This window comes from Aeromonas sp. R2-4, assembly GCF_040908365.1.
In the GTDB taxonomy this organism is placed as follows: domain Bacteria; phylum Pseudomonadota; class Gammaproteobacteria; order Enterobacterales; family Aeromonadaceae; genus Aeromonas; species Aeromonas veronii.
The window spans coordinates 122,440-148,988 of record NZ_JBFODO010000012.1 but is presented as its reverse complement, the minus strand read 5'-3'; the positions used below and the strand labels follow the sequence as shown (position 1 = coordinate 148,988).

Here is a 26,549-nt window from a genome sequence, read left to right as displayed (position 1 = left end):
ATGAGTCACGCCGATATACTTCACTTTACCAGCCAGGCGCTCTGGCTGGTGCTGATCCTCTCCATGCCACCGGTGCTGGTGGCGGCGCTGGTGGGCACCCTTGTCTCTTTGCTGCAGGCACTGACTCAGATCCAGGAGCAGACCCTGGGCTTTGTCGCCAAGCTGATCGCCGTGGTGATCACCCTGTTTGCCACCACCGCCTGGCTGGGTAACGAGCTCTACAGCTTTGCCGATATGGTGTTGTTCAAGGTGCCGCAGATCCAATGACACTGGAGAGCCTGCAGGCCCAGATGCTGGCCTATACCCTGCTGCTGCCGCGCTTTATCAGCTGCTTCGTGATGCTGCCGGTGCTGAGCAAACAGATGCTGGGAGGGGCGATGATCCGCAACGGCGTGGTCTGCTCGCTGGCACTCTACGCCTACCCCACGGTCGCCGACACCTTGCCGGATCAGATCGACGGCATGGCGCTGGCCATGCTGATCGCCAAGGAGGTGCTGCTCGGCCTGCTGATCGGCTTTGTCGCCGCCATCCCCTTCTGGGCCATCGAGGCGAGCGGGTTTCTGATCGACAACCAGCGCGGCGCCGCCATGGGGTCCCTGTTCAACCCGAGTCTCGGCAGCCAGACCAGTCCCACCGGCCTGCTGCTGACCCAGACCCTGATCACCCTCTTTTTTGCCAGCGGCGCCTTTCTCGCCCTGCTGGCCGCCCTGTTCCAGAGCTATATCAGCTGGCCGGTGGCGCACTTTTTCCCCACCATCGACGAGCAGTGGGTCAACTTTTTCTACAGCCAGTTCAGCCATATGTTGCTGCTCTGCGCTTTGCTGGCAGCGCCGCTGCTGATCGCCATGTTTCTGGCCGAATTCGGGCTGGCGCTGATCAGCCGCTTCGCCCCTTCACTTAACGTCTTCGTGCTGGCGATGCCGATAAAAAGCGCCGTCGCCAGCCTGCTGCTGGTCATCTACATCAAGCTGATGATGGACCACGCCTATAAACAGGTGCTGGCGGTGATGGATCCGCTGCAACTACTGATCCCCATTCTGGAGGCGCGATGAGCGGCGAGAAGACCGAACAACCCACCCCCAAAAAGTTGCGGGATGCCCGCCAGAAGGGGCAAGTGGTCAAGAGCAAGGAGGTGGTCTCCACTTCCATCATCCTCAGTCTGGTAGGCATGCTGATGGCGATGTCCGACTACTACCTCGAACATCTGGGCAAGCTGATGATGATCCCGGAATCCCACATCAACCTCCCCTTTACCCAGGCGCTCAACCATGTGGTGGAGAACCTGATGCAGGAGATGGCCTATCTCTGCATTCCGCTCCTCGCGGTCGCGGTGCCGGTGGTGCTCGCCTCCCACTTCGCCCAGTACGGTTTTCTGCTGAGTGGCGAGTCCATCAAGCCCGACATCAAGAAGATCAATCCGGTGGAGGGGGCCAAGAAGATCTTCTCCATCAAAAGCCTGATGGAGTTCGTCAAATCACTGCTCAAGGTGAGTCTCCTGAGCCTCTTGGTGTGGGTCACCATAAAGGGCAATCTGCAAGCGATGCTCCAGTTGCCCGGCTGCGGCATGAGCTGCATCACTCCGGTGCTGGGGGGCATGCTGGGCCAGCTGATGGCGGTTTGCGCCATGGGCTTTGTGGTGATCGCCATCGCTGACTACGCCTTCGAACACTACCAGCACATCAAGCAGCTCAAGATGAGCAAGGACGAGGTGAAGCGGGAGTACAAGGAGATGGAGGGGAGCCCGGAGATCAAGAGCAAGCGCCGCCAGTTCCATCAGGAGTTGCAGTCGAGCAACATGCGCGCCGACGTCAAGCGCTCCTCGGTCATCGTCGCCAACCCGACCCATATCGCCATCGGTATCCGCTACGAGCGGGGAGAAACCCCGCTGCCGGTGGTGACCCTCAAATTCACCGATGCCCAGGCGCTGCAGGTGCGCAAGATTGCCGAAGAGGAGGGGATCCCTGTGCTGCAACGCATCCCGCTGGCTCGCGCCCTCTATCGAGACGCCCAGCTCCACAACTACATCCCGGCCGACCAGATTGAGGCAACCGCCGAGGTTCTGCGCTGGCTGGAGCAGTGGCGCCAGAGCGAAGGGTCGCAGTGGTAGGGCAGCACGCTGCCCGCCAGGCCAAACAAACAGCGCAACACGCGAAAAACTGACAAATCCCCGACCGCTCCCTGATATAGCGCGCCGTCACGGCTCGTTATCATCCTCTTATCGTCAACCCTGTCGGGAATCACATCATGGCCTTACCAGCAATCGGTGGACACATTCACCTCAACCGTCCAGCATCGCCCCAGCAGACAGAGGCCGGCCCGCTGCTGGCCAAGGGTAACAAGCTGTTCGAACAATCCGTCAAGCGCGGCATCGGCCACTTCCAGAGCAGCGATCTCAAGCAGGTCATCAGCGCCCTGCACCAGTTGCAAAGCGCCCCCGATAGCGGCAAAGCGCAGCGGGTGCAGGATGCGATCCAGCACTGGGAGCAGCACCACCCCAAAGAGGTGGCTGCACGTGGCGCTCGTCTGACCGAACTGAAACAGGCGCTGGCCGAACAGGGCGCTATCACCAGAGCCGCCCCGCGACATGAACCGAAAGTGATGGCGGGTGGCACCCAGGCCCTGCTGCAAAAGAGCATGGCCGGACTGGAAAAACTGGGCAGCTACGCCTGTACCGACGCCCAGACCTTTGTACAGCCCAACAACCCGAGCTATCAGAAGATCATCGGCAAACTCAACGCCTTCGGGCAGGATCCCCAGCGCCTGGCAGCTAACCAGCGCGCCAACAACAGCGCCAATATGGCCGCCATCCAGATAACCAGAAACAAGCAGCCACTCTCGTTACGTACAATGGAAAACATCGCCAAGGCGGTGGATGACGCCAAGGCCGGTTGCTGCTCGACCCTGGCCTATTCGGCGGCGGCCGAACTGCTGCGCCACAACAGTGACCAGCGGATCGAAGTGCTGGCCCATCGTGGCGCACAGGGGCACGCCCAGACCCACTGCTTTGTGGTAATTGGCCGCGCCGAAGGGAGCGAACTTACCAAGCCGGAAAGCTGGGGGCCACACGCCAAGGTAGTCGACCCCTGGGCCGCCACCATAGGGGCGCCACTGGTCGGTACCTCAGCCCGCCCCCCTATCGCCAACCTGTGGCCGCCCACAGAGTCGGTCTTTGATAACACTCATCGGGAGGATTAATAATGTTCCATGCCATGCTATCAACCCTCGTTCGCCAGCTATCCCTGCCGCAGGAGTGCCTGCACGAAGAGGGGCTGGATCTGCAGGCGGGCCCCTTCAGCCTCCATATTCGCGAGCGGGATCAACTGGTGACCCTGTTTATCCCGCTGGGGGATATCCAGACCCCCTCCCTCGCCGCCATGGCCGACTGGCCGGTGCTGCAACTCAGTCGCGGCAGCGAGCAGAGCCCCCTGCTCTGGTGTCGCGAGTGGCTGGACAAGCTGGATGTAGAACTTCTGATTGACCTTGTCAGCCGCATGCTGCATCAGGCCGAAGCCCTGACCCAAGGCACTGCACTAGCAGCTACCGAGCTCAGCGAGCCCGCAATCGAACCAGCCATGTCACGCCCGAACTGCGGTATCCCGACGACCATTCGCGCCTGATATCGGCGTCTGCTCATAAGGGAAAACAGCGCAAACATAACGGGGCCATCACTGATGGCCCCGTTATGTTTTCAAATCCGCATCAAGTTGACCTCACACCCGCCCTCACCTTCGTCAGCTCACCGGCCCGCGAAATCGGCCGTCAGGCGGCAAGACGACTGCTGACCCGGATGCAGCAACCCGAGCTCGCTCCCAATCGCCATATCATCACCCCCAACCTGCAAAAACGGGAGTCGGCCTGAGTTCCCGCCATTTACTAGATGAACATGAGTTGGCCCGCCAACCGGCAAGCATGGACATTTCTCTCCAATCTGCTTGGGAACCATTTCTCGACAAAGCTCACATGCGTGACTAATGGCAGACAAGCCTTCTGGCCTGATTGAAGCCATCTTTTATATGATGAGATCATTAGGTTCACCCGCAGCGAGCCATCTCTCTACGGGTAGTTCCCACTCTCTTTGTAACCAGCAAGGGATCATGCAATGGGTGAAATGAATCGTCATGGCCAGCCAGTCGCTAACTACAATGCCGCACGCAACCGCGACAAGCAGTTGAATAATCTGATGGGAATCCTGGATGGCATAGTCGCTGACAGTGTCATCGATGAGCAGGAGATCCTTTATCTGGATACTTGGCTCAAAGAGAGTGCCAGCCTCAACGGCTGGATCTTTCGTGAGCTACGAGAAATGGTCGCTAATGTGCTGCAAGACGGTAAGTTGTGTGAAGAAGAAAAAGTCCACCTTATGAGTGCGCTTCCCCGTCTGATGGAAACATATCGTCATCTACCGGGTGTCGACTTCTATTCAGAGGAATCAGACAAGCTATTACTCGAGGGGCTCTGTCAGGGGTTGATGGGAGATCAACAGCTGTCCGATGACGAGATCCATTACCTGAGTTGGTGGATGAAACAAAACAGCATGCTGAGGGCCCACTATCCCGGAAAACAGCTGTATCAGACGGTGGAGCGGATCCTTTTGGATGGCATTATTACTGCCGAAGAGAGAGAGGAGTTGCAGCAACAATTGATGTTGTTTATCGGCAATTCCTTCGAGCAGGGGGCTGTCACGGGTATGGCAACCAAGTTGGCCATCAGTGAATCCGAAATAGATACCCTATATGACTGTACTGTTTGCTTCACCGGCATGTTTCTTTCCGGTACACGCCGACAGTGCGAGGAAACAGCCTTGCTGTTGGGGGCAACACCCCAAGACTCTGTCACCCAGAAACTTGATTACCTCATCATCGGTGAGCTCAGTTCGCGGGATTGGCGCTTCTCCTCATACGGCAGAAAAATCGAAAAGGCCATGTTGTTGCAGGAGAAAGGACACTCGGTACGTATCGTCACCGAAGAAGCCTGGCTTGCCCATGCCAACACTCTGCACGAGTCGGCTTGAACCTTACATCACGGCGGGGGCTCACGCCCGCGCCTTGATAATTCACTCCTTCTGCTAGCCAACAGCACGCCAAAACGTGAGCCTGCTCACTGGGTTGGCAAGGAGAGATTGAGAGCCAAGTGGAGAGGAATATGATGGGCGCCTGCCTCTCTTCACGAGTCTCTTTATGAGCAACCCGCACGACCAGAATCCGCCGAGTGAAATCCATCGCTGTGACAAATGCAGGGAACGAACCCGCCATATCGTGGTGCTGGTCGCCCGCGATCACAGCCAGGACATCATGCCCAAGGATCCGCGCAAAGCCTTCTGGCAAGCCTTTACTTCCAGCAGCATCACCAACTGGGCGTTTGGTGAAACACTGGCCTACCAGACCACCCATGTAAAACATCTTATTTGTGAGCGGTGCGGGGAGAAGTTTCTGGAGTATTGAGGGCTACAGCCTGCCATCCGTCACACAACCAACCGAATAAACTCCCGCCATCAAGCAAGTAGTTTGTTGATCCTTAGCAGGTTTTTACCTGCTGCCGGTTTTGCATCGCCCCCACATTGATTACCATGGCTCACTTGGCAACCGGGATTGGGAAGGGCGTTGCCGAGATCGCTCTGGCCACCATAGCGCCATCACCTCCCGTCACATCATCGGTTAACAGCAGCAGAGTGGAGGCTGTCGTCCAGGGGCGGTAGCGTGCCACTTGGCCACACCTGGGCCACAACCCCTCTCCAGTAATCCACAAGGATCCCCCGCCGTTATGTTTGAGTACGTCGAAAAACTGCAAGCGCGCATCGCTACCATGGTCAGCCAGAACGAAGCCGGGATCCGGCAGGCGGCCCACTGGTTTAGCGAGGCCATCGTTCACAACAAAATGATCCATATGCTGGGCACCGGGCACTCTCATATGGTCGGGCTGGAGGGGTTTATCCGTGCAGGTGGCCTTGGCAATATCAACGCCGTGCTCGACTCCACCGTCACCACCGCCGATGGCGCCCTGCGCAGTTCGGCGCTGGAAAAACTGCCCGGGCTTGCCGCCATTTTGTGGGAGGATCAGCCGATTGCGCCGGGGGATCTGATGGTGGTCATCTCCAATTCGGGGCGCAACGCCCTGCCCATCGAGTGGGCCCAGCTTGCCAAAGCGCGCGGCCACAAGGTGATCGTCATTACCTCGGTGGCACAATCGGCGCAAAATCCGAGTCGTCACCCTTCTGGCCAGAAACTGATGGAGCTGGCCGATCTGGTACTGGACAACTGCGTGCCGCCGGGCGATGGCCTGTGCGAAGTCAATCATCGGGTCACCGGCGCCTTCTCCTCCATCTCCGGCATGGTTCTGATCAATACGCTGGTAGTCGAAGCGCAGAAACTGGCGCTGGCACAAGGCGTCACCCCGCTTATTTTCTCCAGCCAGAATGTGGATGGCTTTAATAACGACGATGTTTACCGTCATTTTCAAGGGCGATTGAAGTCGATGTAAGCAATTAAGATATTGTCGCGGTAAACGTTGGGCTTCACTTCGTTCAGCTCCAACCTACGATGTTTGGCCCAACATACGAGATGTTCCAGAAAAGAGTGCTCATAGATGAAACGTATTCTGATTATTGGCAACTCTGGATCGGGCAAGAGCTGGTTGGCGGCGCAGCTGGCTGAGCGGTTAACTATCCGCGAGGTCAATCTGGACCCCATTGTCTGGCAGCCGGGCGGCTTTAACCAAAAACGGCCCCAGCATGAGATTGATCATGCCATTCAAACACTTGCTCAAGAGCCATCATGGGTGGTCGAAGGGGTATTTGGTGCCCTAGCCGAGCAACTGCTTGATGCCGCTGATACCCTGCTCTTTCTGGATCTCGACTGGTCGGTATGCCGTGATTCACTGCTATCGCGCGGATCACAAAGTGCCAGGCAACGGGATGCCGTAGCAGCCGAAGAGAGCTTTCAACAACTGCTGGTGTGGGCATCGGAATATGGGCAGCGATCCGGTAAAAGCTCCCGCCAATTCCATCGCGAGCTGTTTGATCGATTCCCAAACGACAAGCACCATTTCACGACTCGCACAGAGGTAAATAGCTATCTCACGCAACTGACCACTCATAGCTAACGGGGTAGAGGATGACGCAACAGGAGTTGGCGAAAATGGGGGGCGCTTCGGTAAATATCCAGCTGCTGGATGGCAAGCCCTGTATCAGAAAAAGCTGCGCATCGCCTGTCGAGCGCCATTTCTACCAACGCGCCGCACTGCATTTGAGCGGGCTCAACACTCCTTCCCTGCTCAAGGTCGAAGGGGAGACCCTGTTCCTTGAGCAGATCCCTCATCCGGTCACGCTCACGCAGCTGCACCACAACGAACAGACCTTTGCTCAGCTGGCCTGCCTGCATAACGCCAACTATCAGCCCGACTTTGCGGTGAAAACTCACGGCTGGTCGCTCGCCGACACCAACGAGGCGCTCTCTGTACTCTGCCTGCCGGAAGCGGTAAACGAGAAGATCCGCCATATCCAGCAAGTCGGCCACGAACTATTCGAGGAGTCATGCCTGATTTCGGGAGACAGCAATGAGGGCAACTGGGGCACCCGCAACAATGGTGAGCTGGTGTTGTTTGACTGGGAGCGATTTGGTTATGGCAGTCCGGCCATCGATCTGGCCCCGCTGGTGCCGCGGATGGGTTCGCTGGCTGAATATGAAACCATCATTGAACGCTATCTGTGCCACAGTTCGCTGCTCTCTGGCGACCGGTTGCTGCGCCATCTCGTCATGGCCAAGTGCTGGCTGATTATTGAAGTCACCAATCTGCTGACCAGAAGGGAGAAGCCGCAGGCACAGCAATATCTGGAGTGGTATCGGCAACAAGTTCCCAACTGGCTGGAGTCGGTGGCGCATATTGTGTAGTCCGTAGGTTCGAATAGCGGAGCGTATTCGGACGTTCGCGTTATAACCTATCTCTTTTCAGCCATCCCTCTCTTGCCACCACACTTTCTTCCCAAACAACGCCCCTCTGCGCTCGCCCAGCCAATGCGATTGGCCTCCGCCATCAGGCGCATAAAAATCCTAATCCGCCCGACGAAACTGCGACTTTTTGTGAGAAAGGTCACATCTTATAACGCCTTAAAACCACATATAAATCCAGACCCCGCTGGTGATTAATTTATTGACATGATGCATTACAAACCTGGTTACGAGACCAGCCACAATCCATTTATTTGTTTTTAAAGACAAAATTAGCAATAACCTGAAAATGGTGAGTCCTGCCTGAAAACGGGATCTTCATCACATCGCGTTTTACTGCGCACAAAAATCCAGTGATTAGCACATTTGTCCGATAGGGAGGGGGCGAGCGAGCCACGATAATGAACAGGTCATTTTTATCCAGTACGTCGATACGTACTCACGCATAGCTTCCGTCACCGGAAGCGGGGAGAGCGCCATGATCACCACCTTGATCAATGAACATCTGATCAACCTCGATTTGAAAGCGACGCGTAAGGAAGAGGTCTTCACCGAAATGGCCCGCCTGCTGGCGTCGCAAGGCAAAGTCAGCAACGAGCAGGCCTTTATCAAGGATCTGTGGGCCCGCGAAGAGCTGGGTAACACCGGCTTTGAAGAGGGCGTGGCCCTGCCCCACGCCAAGAGTGCGGCGGTGTGCAATCCGGCGGTCGCCATCGGCATCAGCCGCAACGGCATCGAGTACGGCGCCGAAGATGGCAAGCCGTCCCACATTTTCTTTATGATCGCCTCCCCCGATGGCGGCGCCAACCACCATATCGAGGTGCTGGCCGAGCTCTCCGGCAAGCTGATCGAAGAGGGCTTTATCGCCAAGCTGCTGGCGGCCAACACCCCGGCCGATGCGCTGGCGCTGCTGCTGGCCAAGAAAGAGGAGAAGAGCGCGGCTCCGACCACCAGCAAGGGCTTTATCATCGGTGTCACCGGCTGCCCGGCCGGTATCGCCCACACCTATCTGGCGGCCGAGTCGCTGGAGCGCGCCGCCAAGGAGCTGGGTTATGAGGTGAAGGTGGAGACCAACGGCTCCATCGGCGTCAAGAACAGCCCGACCGCAGACGAGATTGCCCGCGCCGCCGCCATCGTGGTGGCCTGTGACAAGCAGGTGGACATGGCCCGTTTTGCCGGCAAGCCCCTCATCAAGACCGGCGTAAAAGCCCCCATCAAGGATGGCAAGGGTCTGATCGAGCAGGCCCTGAAAGCCCCCGCCTATGTGGCGGACAAGGATGAGAAGAAGGGTGACGAGAAGCGCGCCAGCGGCGGCAGCTCGGATCTCTACCGCTACCTGATGAACGGCGTATCGCACATGATCCCGTTCGTGGTGACCGGTGGTCTGCTTATCGCCCTGTCACTGGCCATCGGCGGCAACCCGACCCCGAGCGGCATGCAGATCCCGGAAGGGAGCATGTGGAACCAGATCCTCAACGTGGGCGTGGCCGCCTTCACCCTGATGATCCCCATTCTGGCCGGCTATATCGCCTACGCCATCGGTGACCGTCCGGCGCTGGCACCGGGCTTTATCGGTGGCTGGATCGCCAACAACGGCAGTTTCTACGGCGCTGACGCAGGTACCGGCTTTATCGGTGCCATCATCGCGGGCCTCCTGGTCGGCTATCTGGTGCGCTGGATTGCCACCCGCCAGTACCACAAGATGGTGCAACCGCTGGTGCCGATCCTGATCGCCCCCATCGTCGGGTCGCTCTTTATCGCTGCGGTATTCATCTTCATCATCGGCGCCCCGATTGCCGACATGATGACCGGCCTCAACGCCATGCTGCTCTCCATGAGCGGTGGCAGTCTGGTGCTGCTGGGTATCGTGCTGGGTGGTATGGCCGGCTTTGATATGGGTGGCCCGGTCAACAAGGTGGCCTTCCTCTTCTCGGTGGGCATGATTGCCTCCGGTCAGACCCAGTTTATGGGTGCCATGGCCTGCGCCATCCCGGCCGCGCCCCTTGGCATGTCGCTGGCGACCGTGCTCGGTCGCAAGCTGGGAATCTTCGATGCCTCTGAAATCGAAGCGGGCAAAGCCGCCGGTGCCATGGGTCTGGTGGGGATCTCCGAAGGGGCGATTCCGTTCGCTGCCCGTGATCCGCTGGCCGTTATCCCGGCCAACATTCTGGGCAGCATGACCGCCGCTGTGATGGCCTTCCTGTTTGGCATCACCAACAGCGTCGCCCACGGTGGCCCCATCGTGGCCCTGCTGGGTGCGGTCAACAAGCCGCTGCTGGCCCTGCTCTGCATGATCTGCGGTGCCATCGTCACCGGCGTGGTCGCGGTTGCCCTGAAAAAACTGCGGGTCAAAAAGAGTGATGAGATAACTCTGGCCAAGGCGGCCTGAGGCCTCCATCGCCATGTCGGCTCGTAGAGCATAAAAAGAGGCCACCCCACGGGGTGGCCTCTTGTTTTTTGGGATGGCTGACGAGCCGTATTTCCCAAAATCGCCCCCCGAGAAATAGTGGCCGATAAGCACTCTTCCCTCATCTCTCCCTTCACCTCTCTCCTTGCCTTTCCCTGGCTCCCTTCTGGCCTCTCCCCTCCTCAGCCCAGCACTCACACAGAGCGCCAAACTGGCTGAAATGGCAGCAATCCGGCGTCAGCGGTGTGATGTTTCTCACGCTTTGTCCGCGAAAGCGCAAAAACTAGGAAAATTTCCTATCCCCACTAGGGATGGCTCTCAAGCCATTTTTTGCCCCTCTTATTAGAGTCACCCCACCTGATGTCGTGACCCGCACCGCGACGGGCAATGTGCCCCGTCATCCCGTGCCGGGCCCGGGTTTATATGGATGGAGCGTCGAGCGCAGCAACGGCTGACAGCCCCGACGTTCCGTTCTCCCTTCCGTGGCGTGACCTCGAACAACCTATCTACAAATGAGGGGCGCGGCGGAAATACCGTCTATCTCGCAGAGGATGAACGAAGATGTTGAAATTGCTCCAACAGGTCCGGGTCCCCACCCTGGACCTGCCGGTCGAAGCCCGGCGCAAGCTCTGGTTCAAGCCGTTTATGCAATCTTATCTGGTTGTATTTATTGGCTATTTGACCATGTATCTGATCCGCAAGAACTTCAACATTGCGCAAAATGACATGATCCAGGAGTACGGTCTCTCCATGACCGAGCTTGGCATGATCGGCCTTGGCTTCTCCATCACCTACGGGGTAGGCAAGACCATCGTCTCCTACTATGCCGATGGCAAGAACACCAAGCAGTTCCTGCCGCTGATGCTGATCCTCTCCGCGCTGTGCATGCTGGGCTTCAGTGCCAGCATGGGCGGCACCGGTTTCAGCCTCTACTTCATGATCTTCTTCTATGCCCTGAGCGGTTTCTTCCAGAGCTGTGGCGGTTCGTGCAGCTACTCCACCATCACCAAGTGGACCCCTCGCAACAAGCGCGGCACCTATCTGGGCATGTGGAACCTCTCTCACAACGTGGGCGGTGCTGGTGCGGCCGGTGTGGCGCTGTTCGGTGCCAACTACCTGTTCGATGGCAACGTGCTCGGCATGTTTATCTTCCCCTCCATCATCGCGCTGATCGTCGGTTTTATCGGCCTGCGCTTTGGTAGCGATTCGCCGGAAGCCTATGGCCTTGGCAAGGTGGAAGAGCTGTTTGACGAAGTGGCGAGCGAAGAGGATATCGCCACCGAAGAGCAGAAGCTGACCAAGTGGCAGATCTTCGTGAAGTATGTGCTGCTCAACAAGGTGATCTGGCTGCTCTGCTTTGCCAACATCTTCCTCTACGTGGTGCGTATCGGTATCGACCAGTGGTCTACCGTCTATGCCCACCAGGAGCTGGGCTTCTCCAAAGACGTGGCTATTCAGGGCTTTACCTTCTTCGAAGTGGGCGCACTGGTCGGCACCCTGATGTGGGGTTACCTCTCCGATCTGGCCAATGGTCGTCGTGGTCTGGTGGCTTGCGTGGCGCTGGCGCTGATCATCGCCACCTTGGGTCTCTACCAGCATGCGACCACCCAGTTTATGTTCCTGGGCTCCCTGTTCACCCTGGGCTTCCTGGTGTTTGGTCCGCAGTTGCTGATCGGCGTGGCCGCCGTGGGCTTCGTCCCCAAGCAGGGCATCAGCGTGGCCGATGGCGTCAAGGGCACCTTCGCTTACCTCATCGGTGACAGCTTCGCCAAACTGGGTCTGGGCATGATTGCCGATGGCACCCCCATCTTCGGCCTGACCGGTTGGACCGGCACCTTCGCGGCGCTGGATATCGCAGCTGCCGCCTGTCTGGTGCTGATGGGTTGTGTCGCTGTCGCCGAAGAGCGCAAGATCCGCCGCATCAAGCGCGAACTGAAAGCCGCCGAGCTGGCTGCCCAGACCGCCTGATAGCCATAACAACAGACGCAGATTGTTCAGGGCCACCCACAGGGGTGGCCCTTGTTGTTTGGGGCAACCCCACTCCCGGCTGGCTCATATCAGCCTGCACTGCCGTTCAAGGGACGGGCATATCCCCATCAAGATCCCACTTTTCATATGGACTTTTGGTAAAAGCCCCCCGCTGGCGCTATCTTGTTGCTCCCCCTTGTCAGCATCACAGAGAGCAGATGAAGATCGTCGCCGTCACCGCTTGCCCGACCGGTATTGCCCATACCTATATGGCTGCCGATGCCCTGCAAAAAGCCGCCACTGGGCTGGGACTCAAGATCAAGGTCGAGACTCAGGGCGCCATGGGCATGGAGAACATGCTGACCGCCCGCGATATTGCCAGCGCCGACCTGGTGTTGATTGCCTCCGATATCGAGATTGAGCAGAAAGAGCGCTTCCTCGGCTGCACCATCCATCAGGTGAAACTGGAAACCGTGCTGCTGGATGCCAACGCCGTACTCAAGGCCCTGCCGATCCCGGCCTGATGCTGACCCGCGAAATTACCTTCTACTGCCAGCAGGGGTTGAGCATCACCCAGGCCAAGCAGTTGAACCGGCTGGCGGGGATGTTCAAATCCACCATCCGCTGCGCCAACCTCACCCGGCGCCAGACCGTTGCGGCCAGCAACCAGCTCTCCCTGCTCACCCTCGCCACCCAGCCCGGCGATCTCTGCCAGTTGCAGATTGAAGGGTGCGATGCCGAGCTCGCCCACATGGCCTTCACCTGCTGGTGCGGGGAACTGGGTCAACCGCTGGTGCGCCCGTGCACCGCCGCACTGGCGGAGTTGCGACTGGCCAACGCCCTGCCCGACTACCATTTTGCCCTGCGCCAGCTGGCCCACAGCCACGAACCGCTGACCAAAGCCGAAGCGCTCGAGCATCTGATCGATCTGCTGCCCACCGAGCTGATCACCGACCGCGCCACACTGACCGCCGCAGTGGAGCGGCGCGAGCAGGTCTCGGCCACCATCATCCGCCCCGGCCTTGCCATGCCCCATGTATTGAGCGAAGGGATCAGCCAGCCAACGCTGGCCCTGCTTAGCTGCAAGGAGCCCATCGAGTGGGGATCTCAAATCGGACCGGTGCAAACCATTATTCTGCTGGCTGTGCCGGTTGGTAGCGGACGGGAAACCCTGCGCCCCCTCACCCGACTGGCGCAGGCGATGATCGACGATGTGGTCAGCCACGCCCTGCTGTTGGCGGGCTCGGCCCCCGCCCGTCAGGCTATCGTGATCGAGAGCCTGCTGAGCTAGGCAAATTGGCTCTGGGCACTGCTTGTTGTGACGCCACAGCCATTCATCCTGCCCTCAGCACCCTGTGGTACACTCGCTGCCATCGTCTGTCTGAAGTGTGTATCCGATGAAATCTCCCCGCTCCCGTCTCTCTGTCAGCCGCGCGCCGCGCGATAACGCCCCGCGCACGGCGGCCAAACCAGCCGCACCCCGCCATGCATCCCCCCGCAAACCGGAGCTGGCCCCAGAGGATCGCAAATTGCTCCTGCTGAACAAGCCCTATATGGTGCTCTGCCAGTTCACCGACGAGGCGGGCCGCGAGACTCTCAAGGATTACATCAAAGAGCCCGGCATCTATGCCGCAGGGCGGCTCGATCGCGACAGCGAGGGGCTGCTGCTGCTCACCAACGATGGCAAGCTGCAGGCGCGCCTCACCCAGCCGGGGGAGAAGACCCCCAAGACCTACTGGGTGCAGGTAGAAGGCATCCCGAGCGAAGAGAAACTGGCCGCCCTGCGCGCCGGCGTGGAGCTCAACGACGGCATGACCCTGCCCGCCGGAGCGCGCATCATGGATGAACCTGCGGTGTGGCCGCGCAATCCGCCCATTCGCGAGCGCAAAGAGATCCCCACTAGCTGGCTGGAGATCAAGATTATCGAGGGACGCAACCGCCAGGTACGGCGAATGACCGCCCATATCGGCCACCCCACCCTGCGCCTTATTCGCTACGCCATCGGTGACTGGACCTTGGATGGACTGGCCCCCGGCGAGAGCCGCAGCCTGCCCGCCTCCGAGCTGGCGCCGCTCTCCACCGGCCGCCCGCGTCCCTCCTCATCCCGTTCAGGCGCTCATACCGCCAAACCGGCCAAACCGGCAGGGGAGGCGCCACGGCGGGCTAGCCAACCGAGACGGGACGAGCGTCCCCGCAGCACTCACCCAACTGAGCGCGCAGCCACGAACCCGACTGGCGGCAAACCCCGCAGCAGTGGTCGAGGAACGGCACGCAGACCCGCCCGTGCGGGCAATCCCAATAGCAACGACAAGGAGTCATGATGAGCAATCAGGCAGAGCAATCGGCCACCAGCCACGCCCGCATGGAGGCGCGCCTGACGGTCGCCGCCCTGGTGCAGTGGCAGGGGCGCTTTCTGGTGGTGGAAGAGGAGATAAAAGGCCAGCGCCGTTTCAACCAACCCGCCGGCCATGTGGAGCCGGGGGAAAACCTGCTTGAAGCGGCCTGTCGTGAGCTGAAAGAGGAGACGGGTCTGACCGCCACGCCGACCGCCTGGCTTGGTACCTATCTGTTCAAACCGGCCGACAGCGAAGCCACCTATGTGCGCACCGCCATCATCTTCGACCTTGAAAAAGCGCCGGGTCAGCACCATCCAGAGGATCCTGACGGCGATGTGCTGGCTTGCCACTGGCTTACGCTGGAAGAAATTGCGGAATGCAAACCGGCCCTGCGCAGCCCCTTGGTGTGGCAGTGCATTCAGGATTATCTGACAGGGACACGGCTGCCACTGTCGGCACTCAAGGCCTTTATTTGAGGCCATTTGATACTCTTTTACGGCCACGCTGGCCAATAACAGAAAAACGATTTCCTGCTATCAGACTCCTGATGGGAACTGCGGCATGGATATGTGACCGGGGGCGCAAAACTCTGGTAGAATACGCCCCGTTTAAACGAACTGGTAACTTCGACTAATGACAGACAACAGCCAAATCAAGGTGATCGTCGGCATGTCCGGCGGCGTGGATTCTTCCGTCTCGGCCTACCTGCTCCAGCAGCAGGGCTATCAGGTCGAAGGCTTGTTCATGAAGAACTGGGAAGAAGACGACACGGACGAGTACTGCTCTGCCGCCCAGGATTTGGCTGATGCCAAGGCCGTCTGCGACAAGCTGGGGATGAAACTCCACACTATCAACTTCGCGGCCGAGTACTGGGACAATGTGTTCGAGCACTTCCTCGAAGAGTACAAGGCTGGCCGCACGCCAAACCCCGATATCCTTTGCAACAAGGAGATCAAGTTCAAGGCGTTCCTCGAATTTGCCGCCGAAGAGCTGGGTGCCACCTACATCGCCACCGGCCACTATGTGCGCCGTGACGACAGCACCGGCCGCCCGCGCCTGCTGCGCGGTCTCGATACCAACAAGGATCAGAGCTACTTCCTCTATACCCTGAGCGAGAAGCAAGTGGGTCAGAGCCTGTTCCCGGTTGGCGATCTGGAGAAGCCCGAGGTGCGCCGCATCGCCGAGCAGCTGGATCTCATCACCGCCAAGAAGAAAGACTCCACCGGTATCTGCTTTATCGGCGAGCGCAAGTTCAAGGACTTCCTGGCCAAGTTCCTGCCCGCCCAGCCCGGTAACATCGAGACCGTGGATGGCAAGGTGATCGGCGAGCATCAGGGGCTGATGTATCACACCCTGGGCCAGCGCAAGGGGCTCGGTATCGGTGGTCGCAAAGATGCCACCGAAGAGGCCTGGTATGTGGTCGACAAAGAGGTCGAGCGCAACGTGCTGGTGGTGGCGCAGGGCGAACATCCCCGCCTCTACTCCGATGGTTTGATTGCCAGCCAGTTGCACTGGGTGGATCGCACTCCCATTCGCGAGCCGCGTCGCTGCACCGTCAAGACCCGCTATCGTCAGCAGGATATCCCCTGCCTGATCCAGCCCATCGACGACGAGACCATCCGGGTCATCTTCGACGAGAAACAGGCTGCGGTGACCCCGGGCCAATCCGCCGTCTTCTACGACGGGGAAGTGTGTCTGGGCGGTGGCATCATCGAACAACGTTTCAGCCATCCGGTTTGAATCCTTAACAGAAGGCAGCAGACGTGAGCGATAAATTCCAAGACAGAACCATGGCCTTTGCCGGCATCTGCCAGGCCGCGTATCTGGTGCAGAAGGTGGCCCGAGACGGCAGCTGTGACGAGGCCGCCCTGCGCGAGAGCCTCTCCAGCATTCTGGTGACCAACCCGAGCCAGCCGCTCGAGGTGTTCAACAACACCCATCTGGCCATTCGCGACGGCTACCGTGCGCTGGTCGAGCAGCTGGGTGCCGACGGCAGCCAGAAGAATGCCGAGCTGACCCGCTACGTGGTAAGCCTGATTGCACTGGAGCGCAAGCTGGCCAAGCGCAAGGACATTCTCAACATGCTGGGTGAGCGGATCAGCCAGATTGGCCGCCAGCAACAGCACTTCGATCTGCTCGACGAGCAGATTTTGGCCAACATGGCGAGCATCTACAGCGATCTTATCAGCCCCATCGGGCCGCGCATTCAGGTGGCGGGTACCCCGCTGTTCCTGCAGCAGCCGCTGGTGCAGCACAAGGTGCGCGCCCTGCTGCTGGCGGGCATTCGTGCCTGCGTGCTGTGGCGCCAGCTCGGTGGCAGCCGGACCCAGATCATCTTCGCTCGCAAGAAGATGGTGGAGCTGGCCAAGCGTTACTAATCATTGGCTTGCGCGCAGGCAGAGGGAGGACAAGGTGAACAGCCGCACATCAGCCTTGATACACCCCGACCGGCGTGCAAGTGAATACGGATCCCCCACACAAATCATCAGGAGTTCACCCCATGGAGCTGTCCGCGCTGACTGCTGTTTCCCCGATTGACGGTCGTTATGGCGACAAGGCCGATGCCCTGCGCCCTATCTTCTCCGAATTCGGCCTGCTGCGTTTTCGCGTCGAAGTCGAGGTGCGCTGGTTGCAAAAACTGGCCAGCCACGCCGGGATCCCGGAAGTCCCTGCCCTGAGCGCGGCCGCCAACGCCCTGCTCGACGGCATCGTCAGCAACTTCAACGAGAGTGACGCCGCCCGTATCAAACAGATCGAGCGCACCACCAACCATGATGTGAAAGCGGTGGAGTACTTCCTCAAAGAGAAAGTCGAAGTGAACCCGGAGCTGGCGGCTGTCAGCGAGTTCATCCACTTCGCCTGCACCTCGGAAGACATCAACAACAACTCCCACGGTCTGATGCTGAAAACCGCTCGCGAAGAGGTCATCAAGCCTTATTGCGAAAAGCTGATCAGCGAGATCAAGCGTCTGGCCCACGAGTACCGTGACATGCCGCTGCTCTCCCGTACCCACGGTCAGCCTGCCACCCCGAGCACCATGGGCAAGGAGATGGCCAACGTCGCCTACCGTCTTGAGCGTCAGTTCAAGCAGATCATGGCGGTGGAGATCCTCGGCAAGATCAACGGCGCAGTCGGCAACTACAACGCCCACATCAGCGCCTATCCGGAAGTGGACTGGCACCAGTTCTCCGAGGAGTTCGTTACCTCCCTGGGTCTGACCTGGAACCCCTACACCACCCAGATCGAGCCGCATGACTATATCGCCGAGCTGTTCGACGCCATGGCCCGCTTCAACACCATCCTGATCGACCTCGACCGCGATGTGTGGGGTTACATCTCCCTGGGCCACTTCAAGCAGCGCACCATCGCGGGTGAAATCGGCTCCTCCACCATGCCGCACAAGGTCAACCCCATCGACTTCGAGAACTCCGAAGGCAATCTGGGTCTGGCCAACGCCGTGTTCCAGCATCTGGCGAGCAAGCTGCCCATCTCCCGCTGGCAGCGTGATCTGACCGACTCGACCGTACTGCGCAACCTGGGTGTGGCGGTGGGTTACTCCCTGATTGCCTATCAGGCGACCCTCAAAGGCATCTCCAAGCTGGAAGCCAACGACGCCGCCATGGCCGCCGATCTGGATGCCAACTGGGAAGTGCTGGCCGAGCCGATCCAGACCGTAATGCGCCGCTACGGTATCGAGAAGCCCTACGAGAAGCTCAAGGAGCTGACCCGTGGCCGCCGCGTCGATGCCGAAGGGATGCGCACCTTTATCGACACCCTGGAGCTGCCGGAAGCGGTCAAGGTTGAGCTGAAGAAGCTGACCCCGGCCAACTACATCGGTGACGCCCAGCGTCTGGTTGATCTGCTGAAGTAAGCCAACCGGTTGTGACGAAGGGGCCCTGTGCACGATACGCCACAGGGCCCCTGTTATTTTCCCTGCCACGGCAGGATCCCGAGTGGCTTTTCCCAAGCCTCCCTTGGGCAAAACCTCTTTGCGAGACACGAGAAACAGCATGTACGAACTCAATCTGGATATCGCTCACTTCCTCGAGCACTACTGGCAGAAGCGCCCGCTCCTTATCAAGGGTGGCTTCACCGACTTTCAGGATCCCATCAGCCCGGATGAGCTGGCGGGTCTGGCCATGGAAGAGGTGGTAGAGTCGCGCCTCGTCACCCGTTTCGACGGCAAGTGGGATGCGGCCCACGGTCCTTTCGAATCCTATGACCATCTGGGCGAAGAGAACTGGACCATTCTGGTACAGGCTTGCAACCACTGGGCTCCCGAGGTGAACGAGCTGGCGGTGCCGTTCCAGTTCATTCCGGGCTGGCGCTTTGACGATGTGATGGTGAGCTTCTCCACCCCCCATGCGGGTGTCGGCCCCCACATCGACAACTACGATGTGTTTATCACCCAGGGTCTGGGCAAACGCCACTGGCGGGTTGGCGATGCCAAGCCGCTCAACGAGTTCGCCGCCCACGCCGCCCTGCTGCACTGCGAGCCGTTCGAGGCGATCATCGACGTCATCATGGAGCCGGGTGACATCCTCTACATTCCGCCCGGATTCCCCCACGAAGGCTACGCCATCGAGCCCTCCATGAACTTCTCGGTGGGTTTCCGCGCACCGGATGCCAAGGCGCTTATCTCCTCCTTTGCCGATCACCTGATCGACAACGAAGTGCGTACCGAACGTTACGGCGATGCCGACCTCAAGCCCCGTGCCCGCCACGGCGAGATCCAGCCCCACGAGCTGCACCGTCTGCGCGAGCTGATGCAGCAGGCACTCGATGACGAGACCCTGTTCAAGGAGTGGTTCGGCACCATGATCTCCGAGGCCAAGCACGATCTGGACGTCAATCCGGTCGAGCCGGACTATAGCGCCGAGGAGGTAGCCGACCTGCTGACCCAGGGCGAGCCAGCCATCAAGGTGCCGGGTCTGCGCACCGTCTGGTTTAGCGGCGGGAGCCAGCAGTGCTTCATCGACGGCGAAGCCTGGACTCTGCAGAGCGAAGACGCGGCAGCCATTTCCCTGTTGTGTGACAAGGACATCATCACTCAGGCCGACATGGTGGAGCTGGCCGATCAGGCCGGTTTCCTGCAACTGCTGACCCGTCTGGTCAACCGTGGTTACTGGTTCTTCAACTGATCCGGCGGTAAACGAAGGATAAAAAGGCGCCTTATGGCGCCTTTTTTGTCACTCAGATGCGGTTCAATTAACAATCGATGCGCGAAGCTGAACCTACTCTTGATGAACCGACAAGTGGTGATTTATTGAACTAAGATCGATGGGTATCATGCGTCCGTCCCTGTTCAAAAGAGAAGCGCCACCATGCAAATCACCTCCCGGCCCATGCCGCTGCCTGATTACGGCAAATACCCCTCCTCTCCCGCTGTCACACCCGAGCAGGTCAGTCAGGCCCGTAACGAAGCACTGACCAAGAAGGATGAAGTGCAGGCACAGAGCGAAGAGAAAGCAACGGCTCGCAGAACCATGGCGGTCTCTTATACGGCTAACCAGCAAGATAAAGCCGTGGTGGCGCGCTACCTGGAGGCCAGCGGTCAGGAGAGCGACAGCAAGTCGGGCCCGAACATGGCTGATATGTATCAGGCTGCTAATCGCTACCAGCGCCAGCAGAATCTGAGTGACTACATGCAATTCCAGCAGAGCCCGCTCGCCCAGCAGATGGGGGACATGGTGGGTGAAGATAATCGCAAGGGTATCCAGCTCGATATCATTGCCTGAGCCAATTTGCTCGAATAAGCCCGGCAGGGACCAATACAAGATGAAAAAGCCCTCGATGAGGGCTTTTTCGTTATGGCTTGTCGCTGCGACGTCTCGCTATAAATGGGACGCTTCTGCCTGCGCATCCGGCAACTCGTCGGGGAGTTCATCAAACAGGGGGTGATAGAGCACCTCACCCTGCACACCCGCAAAACCGCGCTCCTGTAGCTCCATTGCCATAAAGCAGTCGGCAGGCACCTCATAGATGCAGTGGAGGCCAAACTCGCTGGCCGGGCGGAAACCGAAACGGCTGTAATAGGCCGGATCCCCGAGTACAACTACCCCTTTCCAGTCCATCTCGAGCGCCGTATCAAGCCCTTCACGGATGAGATCAGAGCCAATCCCCTGACCTTGCCAGTCGGGATGAACCGCGACCGGCGCCAGACCGAGCCAGGGCCCTTCCATGCCGTTAATGGTGATCGGGCTTAGCATCAGGTGCCCCATGAACTCGTACTCTTCCTCTTCGACCATGGTCACCACGGCAGCGCCACATTCGCGCAGGCGGTTGACCAGTTCGGCCTCATCGGAACGACCGAAGGCGGCACTCAGCAGCTCATAAACCGGCAGCATGTCACCGGGGCGCTCGGTTCTCAACATCTGGTATTACTCCTCGTACAGCAGAGCAGGCATTATTCCACACAACGGCTGGTCATTCTGAGTACCTTTGTCCAAAAATGGGAGGGTGCACTCAGGAAAACGAGCGGCAAACTGCTGCTGCAAGGCGGTTAGCGTAGCCGGGGTGGCCCTGTTCATCGCCTCGCGGTAGGCCAGCCAGAGGGTGGGAGCCTCCCGCGCCAACCGCTCAAAAGTCAGTTCGGGCGTTTGATGCCAACAACCATCCAGCTCATCGACCAGCTCCGGCAGCTCCACCAGCAGCCGTAACTGCTGATAGCGTATCTGCGACGAGTCACCGTTGCCACCCAGCGCCTGCGCCATCAATTGGTTGAACCAGTGGAGCCGTGATGCGCGCTCCTCGCGGCTAAGCAGCTCGGGCCCTTGACGCTGCAGCGCGGCCAGTTGCAGCAACCACGCCAGCCCCTGTTCATCCCTGTCTTTCAGCAAGACGCCGCCAAGATGGGACAACTGCTCCGGTTCGGCCTGCTCCAGCAGTTCGACGGGGTAACAGTGCAGCTCCAGAGACCTCTCAAGATGCGGCGGGCAGCGAATAGAGCAGGACTCCTCCCCCGCGCCCCTCTCATCCACAAAGAGCAAGATGGCCAGCTTGCCGTTGGCACTCTGCCGATCCAACGTTACAGGATCCCACAGGATCACCACGGCGATCCGCTCATCAGCAAGCCAATGGGAAATTTCCTCGGGCAAGGGATTGGGTAAGGAGGGAGCGCGATCCAGCCGCCAGTAGCTCACCTCGCACGGCTGGCGACCACTGATATGGCGCCGCCCGCGATAGTGCATGCCCACTTTTGCCATCACCCGGCCGGAGGCAAGATTGTCTGGCATATGGCGAGCCGTCAGCGCTGGCAGTTGCAGTTGGTCAAGGGCGAACGCTTTGACCAAGCTTGCTGCCCGGGTCGCCAGACCGCGATTCTGCCAGGGTACGCCAACCCACCAAGCGAGCTCGCCATTCCAGTGCAGGGAGATCACCCCAAGCAACGCCGCACCTTGCGCCTCTGGTAAGGTGATGGCCCAGCTCCAGCCAAGGCCAAGCGCCGCTTTGCGCCAGCTGAGCACCAGCCAGTCGCGGGCCCCCTCCGGCGGATAGGGGTGAGGAATATTGAGGGTGTAGCGGGCCAGCGCCTCATCGCTGCAATAGCGCACTATCTCGTGCTCATCGGTGGCCTGCAGTGGTCGCAACACAACACCTGATAGCGAATGCCCCTCAGCCAGGGTCGGCACCGTCACGCGGCGCGCCAGCAGGCGATTGAGCACGGCGCCCAAATCGGCCTCGGGGGTAAGCGGCAGATCGGCCCCCACAGGGCCAAGGGTAAGCAGCCCCTGCTCTCTGGCGAGGGTCAGTAGCGAGGTGGAGGCACTGATCAGGATCTGGCGGCTGGGATCAACATGAAAATCCGCCAGCAGATCCCCATCGAGCCAAGCAGCCAGCAGGGCCCCCGGGCAGAGCACCCCGTCAGGAGGACTGCTCGCCCAGGGAGCATCGGTTTGATCGAGGACGGCGGCCGCCTCTTTGCCCAGTAGCAGCTGCCAGCGATGACCCTGCTGCTGCCAGTGCGGCAACAGCGCAGCCCACTGCGGTTGCCACAGACTGGCCTCGATCAGCAGTTCCATCAGCTGGCCTGACAGGCCGCTGGCAGCGTCAGGTGACGGGGATGGGCTTCGATACGGGCGATCCAGCGACGGATAGCGGGCCACCCCTGCAGGGAGAAAATCCCCTCCTCTGCTACATGGGTGTAGGCATAGAGGGCGATATCGGCGATGGTCGGCCCATCACCACAGAGATAGGGGCTCTGTTTCAGCTGCTGCTCCATTACCGCCAGCGCCTTCTCGCCGCCAGCTTTCAGCCCGTCGAGACGCGCCTCCTGCGACTCGGGGCGGCCGAGATAGTGAACAATAAAGCGGGCCACCGCGATATAGGGCTCATGGCTGTATTGCTCAAAGAACATCCATTTGAGCACCTCGGCCTGCTGGCGCGGATCGGTTGGCCACAAGGCGCTGCCGTGCGCCAGATAGAAGAGGATGGCGTTGGATTCCGCCAGTGTATCGCCCTGGCCAATCTCCAGCACCGGGATCTTGCCGTTGGGGTTCATGGCCAAAAATGCGGGAGTACGGGTATCCCCCGCCTGAATATCGACCTCTACCCACTCAAGGGGCAGCTCCAGCCAGCGAGCCAGCAGCCACACCTTGTAACAGTTGCCGGAACGCAGATCACCATACAGACGCATACACACTCCTTGTGAAAACAGAATTGAACAGCGCGCTCAGGGTGCCAGACGCTCGATATGCCAGCCATCCCCGTCGCGGGTGTAGTAGAAGCGGTCGTGCAGCCGGTGCTCGCCCCCCTGCCAGAACTCCACCGTCTCGATCACCACCCGGAATCCGCCCCAGAAGCTCGGCAGCGGCACTTCGCCATTGGCAAACTTCTGCTTGAGCTCGAGGAACTTGGCCTCCAGCACGCCGCGGGCCGAGATGCGGGTCGACTGTTTGGAGACCCAGGCAGCGATCTGGCTGTCCTTGGGACGGCTGTGGAAATACTTCATCACCTCGAAAGTGCTCATCTTCTCCACTCGGCCGGTCACATGAACCTGTCTGTCCAGCGTGTGCCAGGGGAAGAGCAGGCTGATACGAGGATTGCCTTCCAGCTGCTGCGCCTTGCGGCTACCCATATTGGTGTAAAAGACCATCCCTAGGGCATCGTAGTGCTTGAGCAGCACAGTGCGCTGCCAAGGCTGACCATCGGCATCCACCGTCGCTACCACCATGGCGGTGGGATCGGTCAGTTTGGCCTCACAAGCCTGCGCCAACCACTTCTCGAACAGCGCCAGCGGCTCGGCCGGCAGATCGGCCCGGTGCAGCCCGCCACGGGAGTATTCACGGCGCAGATCAGCAACATCCATCATCTTGATTTTCCTTCAAATAAATAATGGTTCCACGACCATCAAGAGAGTGACGCAGGCATTGTGCGCTCGATAAAGCGACCTTGTAAACCATACAAAAAAAGCGAAGAGGCTAACGCCTCTTCGCTTGGTTTATCAATTTACCAAAGATGGGTAATCTCACCCTTGGGTTATCTGGTTTAGTAGCTCATGACCTCACGACGACGCATCAGCGCAGCGATACCAAGGCCCAACAGCGCGAACAGACCGGTCGAACCGCCGCCACCACCGCCGCCATTGCTTTCAGGCTGGGGAGCCGGTGTATCACTGCTCTTGGTCGCCAGTTTTGGCGTAATGGCATAGAAGATATTGTCGCTACAGGCCAGCTTGAGGCGAACAGCGCTGCCAGCATTGGCCGGAATGGTCACCTCATGGGCGCCATTGTTGTTCACGCCATTGACCAGCGGCTGCCAGCTCTTGCCTTCATCGTTGCTATAACTGATATCGACCCGCTGACAGTTGATGCGGCCACCGTCGGTTCCAGCTACTTGCCAATTCACTGTGGTCGGGCTACCAACCAGAATACGCTGGTCAGGGGCTGGCAATATCTTGAAGGTTTGTGAACCTGTATCGACCACCTCGACCGAGGTCTCATCATAGGCACCACCACCTTTGCCATCACGGGCGACCAGACGGAAGTTAAGGGTGCGCGGTACATTGACCCATGGTTCGCCCTTCTCTTCATCTTTTATTAGCTCAGGCTGTTGCAACATAAATCGTTCATATCCCCTTAGCTGAGTCGCTAAAGAAGGAAAGTGACGTTCAGGAGACGTTGTAGGCGCCACAAAACGATATAAGGGGCCATCGTTCAATTTCCCATAGTATATATCAGATGCACTCTCTGTCGCTCGACCAAGATCAACCTGTTCCCAGGTAAAGGTCATTCCATCTTCATCAGAACCAATCCCTGTGAGTGAAAATGCAGTTCTAACAGGAATAACTTTTGATTGCGATGCTGGTGAGATGTTCACATCAATATCTTGCTTGGTCATAGGCTCAACAGCACCACAATTATCTGGACGACTGGCTAGCATAGCAAGCATCTGCTCAATGGACTTGCTATGAAAATAACCAGTCGTTTTAGATTGCAGATTTTGTGACCCCATGCCAACTCTGCCCGGATAACCCATGATGGTCGCACCGCTACCAACCTCCCAAGCGGAATTAGCTACACGTCCGAGGATGTCGACATTAAAGATATGCTCGGCACCGAGCTGATGACCCACTTCATGCGCAAAGGTATCGACAAACACCGCATCAATCTCTGCGATTCCCGCCCCCGAGCTGCCATTACCGGCTCCACTCATTGCATTAGAACGCAAATTTCGACCAGGGGAGTTTTCCCCGCTATAACCCCGATTTGGAGCTGCGCATAGCGTTCCCATTGCCAGACCAGAATAATTGGTAGTCGTAAGCACGTGACCAATATCAAAATCGCCTAGTTTTTTAGTGAGATCTGTCTCTCTGTGAGCCATCAGCTGGACGAGCTCATTTCGATAAGCATCGTTTCTATCCATGATTGGCGTGGTGAGAGTTGCATCTGCATTGTCCCCATTAAAAAACAGGTCTGTAGATGCATCTTCAAAAATGACATTGTCATTGCCATCAGCCAAGATAAATTTTATACCGAGATCACGCTCATATATCTCATTGACTCGAGCCAGCAATGTTACAATAGATGACAAAGCGCCTACTTTACCATGAAATGAGGTGGTATACTCTCCAGTGGTAGATATCGCAATCCGATATATTTTTATTCCAGGAAAGTTATGATTTTGTGCTGCTTGCTTAGTTGCACTATCTAACAATGAGCGCTTTTTTTCACTTTCATGCTCACTTGTATTATTCTGCATCAGCTCTTCATGATGCCCATTTTTTCGCGGCTTTACATTTTTCTTGTAATAAACAGAATAAAGACCACTACGTTGAACATCAATAAACACCTGCTCCCCTTGGTGCATAAACATGCCATTAAAACCACGTGGGGAAATATCAAAACTACCAGTGTTATTTTCATTACCCACCTCATGGCCTTTAAAGGTCATGATATCCGGATACTTGGCGGCCAATGCAGGTGGCAATACCGACGAGGGTTGCACTTCAAATTGCACCATTCCACCATTGGGTAATGGCAAGGTAATCAGCGTATCGCCAGCACGCAGATTTTGAATAAACTCTTCATCGACCTTAAAGCTGGTATAGGCACTAGTTGTGACTGTATCAGCCGTCTGCCTATTGTGTGCTTCGACCATATGCCATGGGGATGCCAGCGCGATATTGGCTGACATTGCGATGACAACTGAGATTGCATTTATTGTGAACTTCATCATTATTAATCACCTGACTGAACAGCCGGCGAGAATAACGTGACACAAATCACAATTCAACTTTTTCAATAAGAGTTAAATGAATTTAATTTCATTTAAAATCATAAAGTTAGTGAGTTAAAGTTTATAAACAGCTCATTTTGTTAGCATTTTCAGCAGTTCTTTTTAATAGAGTTAAAACTCCAAAAAAGTATATGGGGCTCATATGTGAGTCATCGAATC

26 protein-coding genes and 2 pseudogenes are annotated in these 26,549 nt (G+C 58.2%); 23 read left to right on the top strand and 5 right to left on the bottom strand.

What is annotated here, in order from left to right; genetic code table 11:
- From ascS to AB5Z05_RS04970, 22 genes and pseudogenes are all read left to right on the top strand, one after another.
- Complete coding sequence (gene ascS, locus AB5Z05_RS05075) at positions 1 to 267, top strand: SctS family type III secretion system export apparatus subunit AscS (protein WP_005334586.1); 267 nt, start codon at positions 1 to 3, stop codon at positions 265 to 267.
- Positions 264 to 1,052: a SctT family type III secretion system export apparatus subunit AscT gene (gene ascT / locus AB5Z05_RS05070; protein WP_076491464.1), complete on the top strand. Its 789-nt coding sequence runs from the start codon at positions 264 to 266 to the stop codon at positions 1,050 to 1,052. The genes ascS and ascT overlap by 4 nt, the downstream gene beginning before the upstream one ends.
- The gene (gene ascU / locus AB5Z05_RS05065; protein ID WP_368150348.1) at positions 1,049 to 2,107 is read left to right on the top strand and encodes a SctU family type III secretion system export apparatus subunit AscU; all 1,059 of its coding nucleotides are present in this window, start codon (positions 1,049 to 1,051) and stop codon (positions 2,105 to 2,107) included. The genes ascT and ascU overlap by 4 nt, the downstream gene beginning before the upstream one ends.
- Positions 2,108 to 2,244: 137 nt before the next feature.
- The gene (locus AB5Z05_RS05060) at positions 2,245 to 3,195 is read left to right on the top strand and encodes a hypothetical protein (protein ID WP_368150346.1); all 951 of its coding nucleotides are present in this window, start codon (positions 2,245 to 2,247) and stop codon (positions 3,193 to 3,195) included.
- Positions 3,195 to 3,617 (top strand): hypothetical protein, encoded by a 423-nt coding sequence (locus AB5Z05_RS05055; protein ID WP_368150396.1) that lies wholly within the window; start codon positions 3,195 to 3,197, stop codon positions 3,615 to 3,617. The genes AB5Z05_RS05060 and AB5Z05_RS05055 overlap by 1 nt, the downstream gene beginning before the upstream one ends.
- A gap of 89 nt (positions 3,618 to 3,706) precedes the next feature.
- A pseudogene (locus tag AB5Z05_RS05050) lies at positions 3,707 to 3,859 on the top strand (substrate-binding domain-containing protein); the annotation flags it as partial.
- Between the two features lie 240 nt (positions 3,860 to 4,099).
- Entirely contained in the window at positions 4,100 to 5,011 is a 912-nt protein-coding gene (locus AB5Z05_RS05045) for a BRCT domain-containing protein (protein WP_368150344.1), read from the top strand.
- A 166-nt stretch (positions 5,012 to 5,177) separates the two neighbouring features.
- On the top strand, positions 5,178 to 5,441 hold the full coding sequence (locus tag AB5Z05_RS05040) for a hypothetical protein (RefSeq protein WP_005334591.1): 264 nt from the start codon (positions 5,178 to 5,180) through the stop codon (positions 5,439 to 5,441).
- Positions 5,442 to 5,760: 319 nt separating this feature from the next.
- Positions 5,761 to 6,477, top strand: a complete 717-nt coding sequence (locus AB5Z05_RS05035; protein WP_368150342.1) for a sugar isomerase domain-containing protein — start codon at positions 5,761 to 5,763, stop codon at positions 6,475 to 6,477.
- Positions 6,478 to 6,582: 105 nt separating this feature from the next.
- Complete coding sequence (locus tag AB5Z05_RS05030; protein WP_368150340.1) at positions 6,583 to 7,098, top strand: AAA family ATPase; 516 nt, start codon at positions 6,583 to 6,585, stop codon at positions 7,096 to 7,098.
- An 11-nt stretch (positions 7,099 to 7,109) separates the two neighbouring features.
- Complete coding sequence (locus tag AB5Z05_RS05025; protein WP_335854905.1) at positions 7,110 to 7,886, top strand: choline kinase; 777 nt, start codon at positions 7,110 to 7,112, stop codon at positions 7,884 to 7,886.
- 535 nt (positions 7,887 to 8,421) lie between these two features.
- Complete coding sequence (locus AB5Z05_RS05020) at positions 8,422 to 10,332, top strand: fructose-specific PTS transporter subunit EIIC (protein WP_368150338.1); 1,911 nt, start codon at positions 8,422 to 8,424, stop codon at positions 10,330 to 10,332.
- Between the two features lie 579 nt (positions 10,333 to 10,911).
- Positions 10,912 to 12,318: a hexose-6-phosphate:phosphate antiporter gene (gene uhpT / locus AB5Z05_RS05015; RefSeq protein ID WP_005334609.1), complete on the top strand. Its 1,407-nt coding sequence runs from the start codon at positions 10,912 to 10,914 to the stop codon at positions 12,316 to 12,318.
- A 218-nt stretch (positions 12,319 to 12,536) separates the two neighbouring features.
- Positions 12,537 to 12,842 (top strand): PTS fructose transporter subunit IIB, encoded by a 306-nt coding sequence (locus AB5Z05_RS05010; RefSeq protein WP_139440095.1) that lies wholly within the window; start codon positions 12,537 to 12,539, stop codon positions 12,840 to 12,842.
- On the top strand, positions 12,842 to 13,609 hold the full coding sequence (locus tag AB5Z05_RS05005) for a PTS sugar transporter subunit IIA (RefSeq protein WP_368150336.1): 768 nt from the start codon (positions 12,842 to 12,844) through the stop codon (positions 13,607 to 13,609). The genes AB5Z05_RS05010 and AB5Z05_RS05005 overlap by 1 nt, the downstream gene beginning before the upstream one ends.
- 106 nt (positions 13,610 to 13,715) lie before the next feature.
- Positions 13,716 to 14,639, top strand: a complete 924-nt coding sequence (gene rluE, locus AB5Z05_RS05000; protein ID WP_368150334.1) for a 23S rRNA pseudouridine(2457) synthase RluE — start codon at positions 13,716 to 13,718, stop codon at positions 14,637 to 14,639.
- Entirely contained in the window at positions 14,639 to 15,130 is a 492-nt protein-coding gene (locus AB5Z05_RS04995) for an NUDIX hydrolase (RefSeq protein WP_368150332.1), read from the top strand. The genes rluE and AB5Z05_RS04995 overlap by 1 nt, the downstream gene beginning before the upstream one ends.
- A 157-nt stretch (positions 15,131 to 15,287) precedes the next feature.
- Positions 15,288 to 16,394, top strand: a complete 1,107-nt coding sequence (mnmA, locus tag AB5Z05_RS04990) for a tRNA 2-thiouridine(34) synthase MnmA (protein ID WP_043850388.1) — start codon at positions 15,288 to 15,290, stop codon at positions 16,392 to 16,394.
- A 23-nt stretch (positions 16,395 to 16,417) separates the two neighbouring features.
- A complete protein-coding gene (gene hflD / locus AB5Z05_RS04985) occupies positions 16,418 to 17,032 on the top strand; it encodes a high frequency lysogenization protein HflD (protein ID WP_005334622.1) in 615 nt (204 codons plus the stop codon).
- A gap of 122 nt (positions 17,033 to 17,154) precedes the next feature.
- Positions 17,155 to 18,525: an adenylosuccinate lyase gene (purB, locus tag AB5Z05_RS04980; RefSeq protein ID WP_368150331.1), complete on the top strand. Its 1,371-nt coding sequence runs from the start codon at positions 17,155 to 17,157 to the stop codon at positions 18,523 to 18,525.
- A 139-nt stretch (positions 18,526 to 18,664) separates the two neighbouring features.
- Positions 18,665 to 19,795, top strand: coding sequence for a cupin domain-containing protein (locus AB5Z05_RS04975; RefSeq protein ID WP_227274088.1), 1,131 nt, complete (start codon positions 18,665 to 18,667; stop codon positions 19,793 to 19,795).
- Between the two features lie 183 nt (positions 19,796 to 19,978).
- On the top strand, positions 19,979 to 20,392 hold the full coding sequence (locus tag AB5Z05_RS04970) for a hypothetical protein (protein WP_368150329.1): 414 nt from the start codon (positions 19,979 to 19,981) through the stop codon (positions 20,390 to 20,392).
- Between the two features lie 96 nt (positions 20,393 to 20,488).
- Here the strand turns inward: AB5Z05_RS04970 and AB5Z05_RS04965 are convergent, their stop codons facing one another.
- Complete coding sequence (locus AB5Z05_RS04965) at positions 20,489 to 21,028, bottom strand: GNAT family N-acetyltransferase (RefSeq protein ID WP_159164073.1); 540 nt, start codon at positions 21,026 to 21,028, stop codon at positions 20,489 to 20,491.
- A gap of 285 nt (positions 21,029 to 21,313) precedes the next feature.
- Between AB5Z05_RS04965 and AB5Z05_RS04960 the strand changes: the two genes are divergently transcribed.
- Positions 21,314 to 21,394: a polyketide synthase docking domain-containing protein gene (locus tag AB5Z05_RS04960; protein WP_368150394.1), complete on the top strand. Its 81-nt coding sequence runs from the start codon at positions 21,314 to 21,316 to the stop codon at positions 21,392 to 21,394.
- A 456-nt stretch (positions 21,395 to 21,850) separates the two neighbouring features.
- Here AB5Z05_RS04960 and AB5Z05_RS04955 read toward each other — a convergent pair.
- From AB5Z05_RS04955 to AB5Z05_RS04940, 4 genes and pseudogenes are all read right to left on the bottom strand, one after another.
- Positions 21,851 to 22,675: pseudogene (locus tag AB5Z05_RS04955) on the bottom strand (GNAT family N-acetyltransferase); the annotation flags it as partial.
- Positions 22,675 to 23,289 (bottom strand): glutathione S-transferase family protein, encoded by a 615-nt coding sequence (locus tag AB5Z05_RS04950; protein WP_368150326.1) that lies wholly within the window; start codon positions 23,287 to 23,289, stop codon positions 22,675 to 22,677. The pseudogene AB5Z05_RS04955 and the gene AB5Z05_RS04950, both read right to left, overlap by 1 nt.
- Before the next feature lie 36 nt (positions 23,290 to 23,325).
- Entirely contained in the window at positions 23,326 to 23,964 is a 639-nt protein-coding gene (pdxH, locus tag AB5Z05_RS04945) for a pyridoxamine 5'-phosphate oxidase (protein WP_139734964.1), read from the bottom strand.
- 176 nt (positions 23,965 to 24,140) lie between these two features.
- Entirely contained in the window at positions 24,141 to 26,330 is a 2,190-nt protein-coding gene (locus AB5Z05_RS04940) for a reprolysin-like metallopeptidase (RefSeq protein WP_368150324.1), read from the bottom strand.
- Positions 26,331 to 26,549 lie beyond the last annotated feature (219 nt).

Bases quoted from the DNA above. Each gene is read 5' to 3' on its own strand.
- AB5Z05_RS05045 (WP_368150344.1), top strand. From the start codon at position 4,100: ATGGGTGAAATGAATCGTCATGGCCAGCCAGTCGCTAACTACAATGCC.
- mnmA (WP_043850388.1), top strand. From the start codon at position 15,288: ATGACAGACAACAGCCAAATCAAGGTGATCGTCGGCATGTCCGGCGGC.
- uhpT (WP_005334609.1), top strand. From the start codon at position 10,912: ATGTTGAAATTGCTCCAACAGGTCCGGGTCCCCACCCTGGACCTGCCG.
- pdxH (WP_139734964.1), bottom strand. From the start codon at position 23,964: ATGATGGATGTTGCTGATCTGCGCCGTGAATACTCCCGTGGCGGGCTG.
- AB5Z05_RS04975 (WP_227274088.1), top strand. From the start codon at position 18,665: ATGTACGAACTCAATCTGGATATCGCTCACTTCCTCGAGCACTACTGG.
- AB5Z05_RS04995 (WP_368150332.1), top strand. From the start codon at position 14,639: ATGAGCAATCAGGCAGAGCAATCGGCCACCAGCCACGCCCGCATGGAG.
- AB5Z05_RS05035 (WP_368150342.1), top strand. From the start codon at position 5,761: ATGTTTGAGTACGTCGAAAAACTGCAAGCGCGCATCGCTACCATGGTC.
- AB5Z05_RS05025 (WP_335854905.1), top strand. From the start codon at position 7,110: ATGACGCAACAGGAGTTGGCGAAAATGGGGGGCGCTTCGGTAAATATC.
- AB5Z05_RS05010 (WP_139440095.1), top strand. From the start codon at position 12,537: ATGAAGATCGTCGCCGTCACCGCTTGCCCGACCGGTATTGCCCATACC.
- ascS (WP_005334586.1), top strand. From the start codon at position 1: ATGAGTCACGCCGATATACTTCACTTTACCAGCCAGGCGCTCTGGCTG.
- AB5Z05_RS04970 (WP_368150329.1), top strand. From the start codon at position 19,979: ATGCAAATCACCTCCCGGCCCATGCCGCTGCCTGATTACGGCAAATAC.
- AB5Z05_RS04965 (WP_159164073.1), bottom strand. From the start codon at position 21,028: ATGTTGAGAACCGAGCGCCCCGGTGACATGCTGCCGGTTTATGAGCTG.
- AB5Z05_RS05020 (WP_368150338.1), top strand. From the start codon at position 8,422: ATGATCACCACCTTGATCAATGAACATCTGATCAACCTCGATTTGAAA.
- purB (WP_368150331.1), top strand. From the start codon at position 17,155: ATGGAGCTGTCCGCGCTGACTGCTGTTTCCCCGATTGACGGTCGTTAT.
- rluE (WP_368150334.1), top strand. From the start codon at position 13,716: ATGAAATCTCCCCGCTCCCGTCTCTCTGTCAGCCGCGCGCCGCGCGAT.
- AB5Z05_RS04940 (WP_368150324.1), bottom strand. From the start codon at position 26,330: ATGATGAAGTTCACAATAAATGCAATCTCAGTTGTCATCGCAATGTCA.
- ascT (WP_076491464.1), top strand. From the start codon at position 264: ATGACACTGGAGAGCCTGCAGGCCCAGATGCTGGCCTATACCCTGCTG.
- ascU (WP_368150348.1), top strand. From the start codon at position 1,049: ATGAGCGGCGAGAAGACCGAACAACCCACCCCCAAAAAGTTGCGGGAT.
- AB5Z05_RS05030 (WP_368150340.1), top strand. From the start codon at position 6,583: ATGAAACGTATTCTGATTATTGGCAACTCTGGATCGGGCAAGAGCTGG.
- AB5Z05_RS05040 (WP_005334591.1), top strand. From the start codon at position 5,178: ATGAGCAACCCGCACGACCAGAATCCGCCGAGTGAAATCCATCGCTGT.
- AB5Z05_RS05060 (WP_368150346.1), top strand. From the start codon at position 2,245: ATGGCCTTACCAGCAATCGGTGGACACATTCACCTCAACCGTCCAGCA.
- AB5Z05_RS05005 (WP_368150336.1), top strand. From the start codon at position 12,842: ATGCTGACCCGCGAAATTACCTTCTACTGCCAGCAGGGGTTGAGCATC.
- AB5Z05_RS04950 (WP_368150326.1), bottom strand. From the start codon at position 23,289: ATGCGTCTGTATGGTGATCTGCGTTCCGGCAACTGTTACAAGGTGTGG.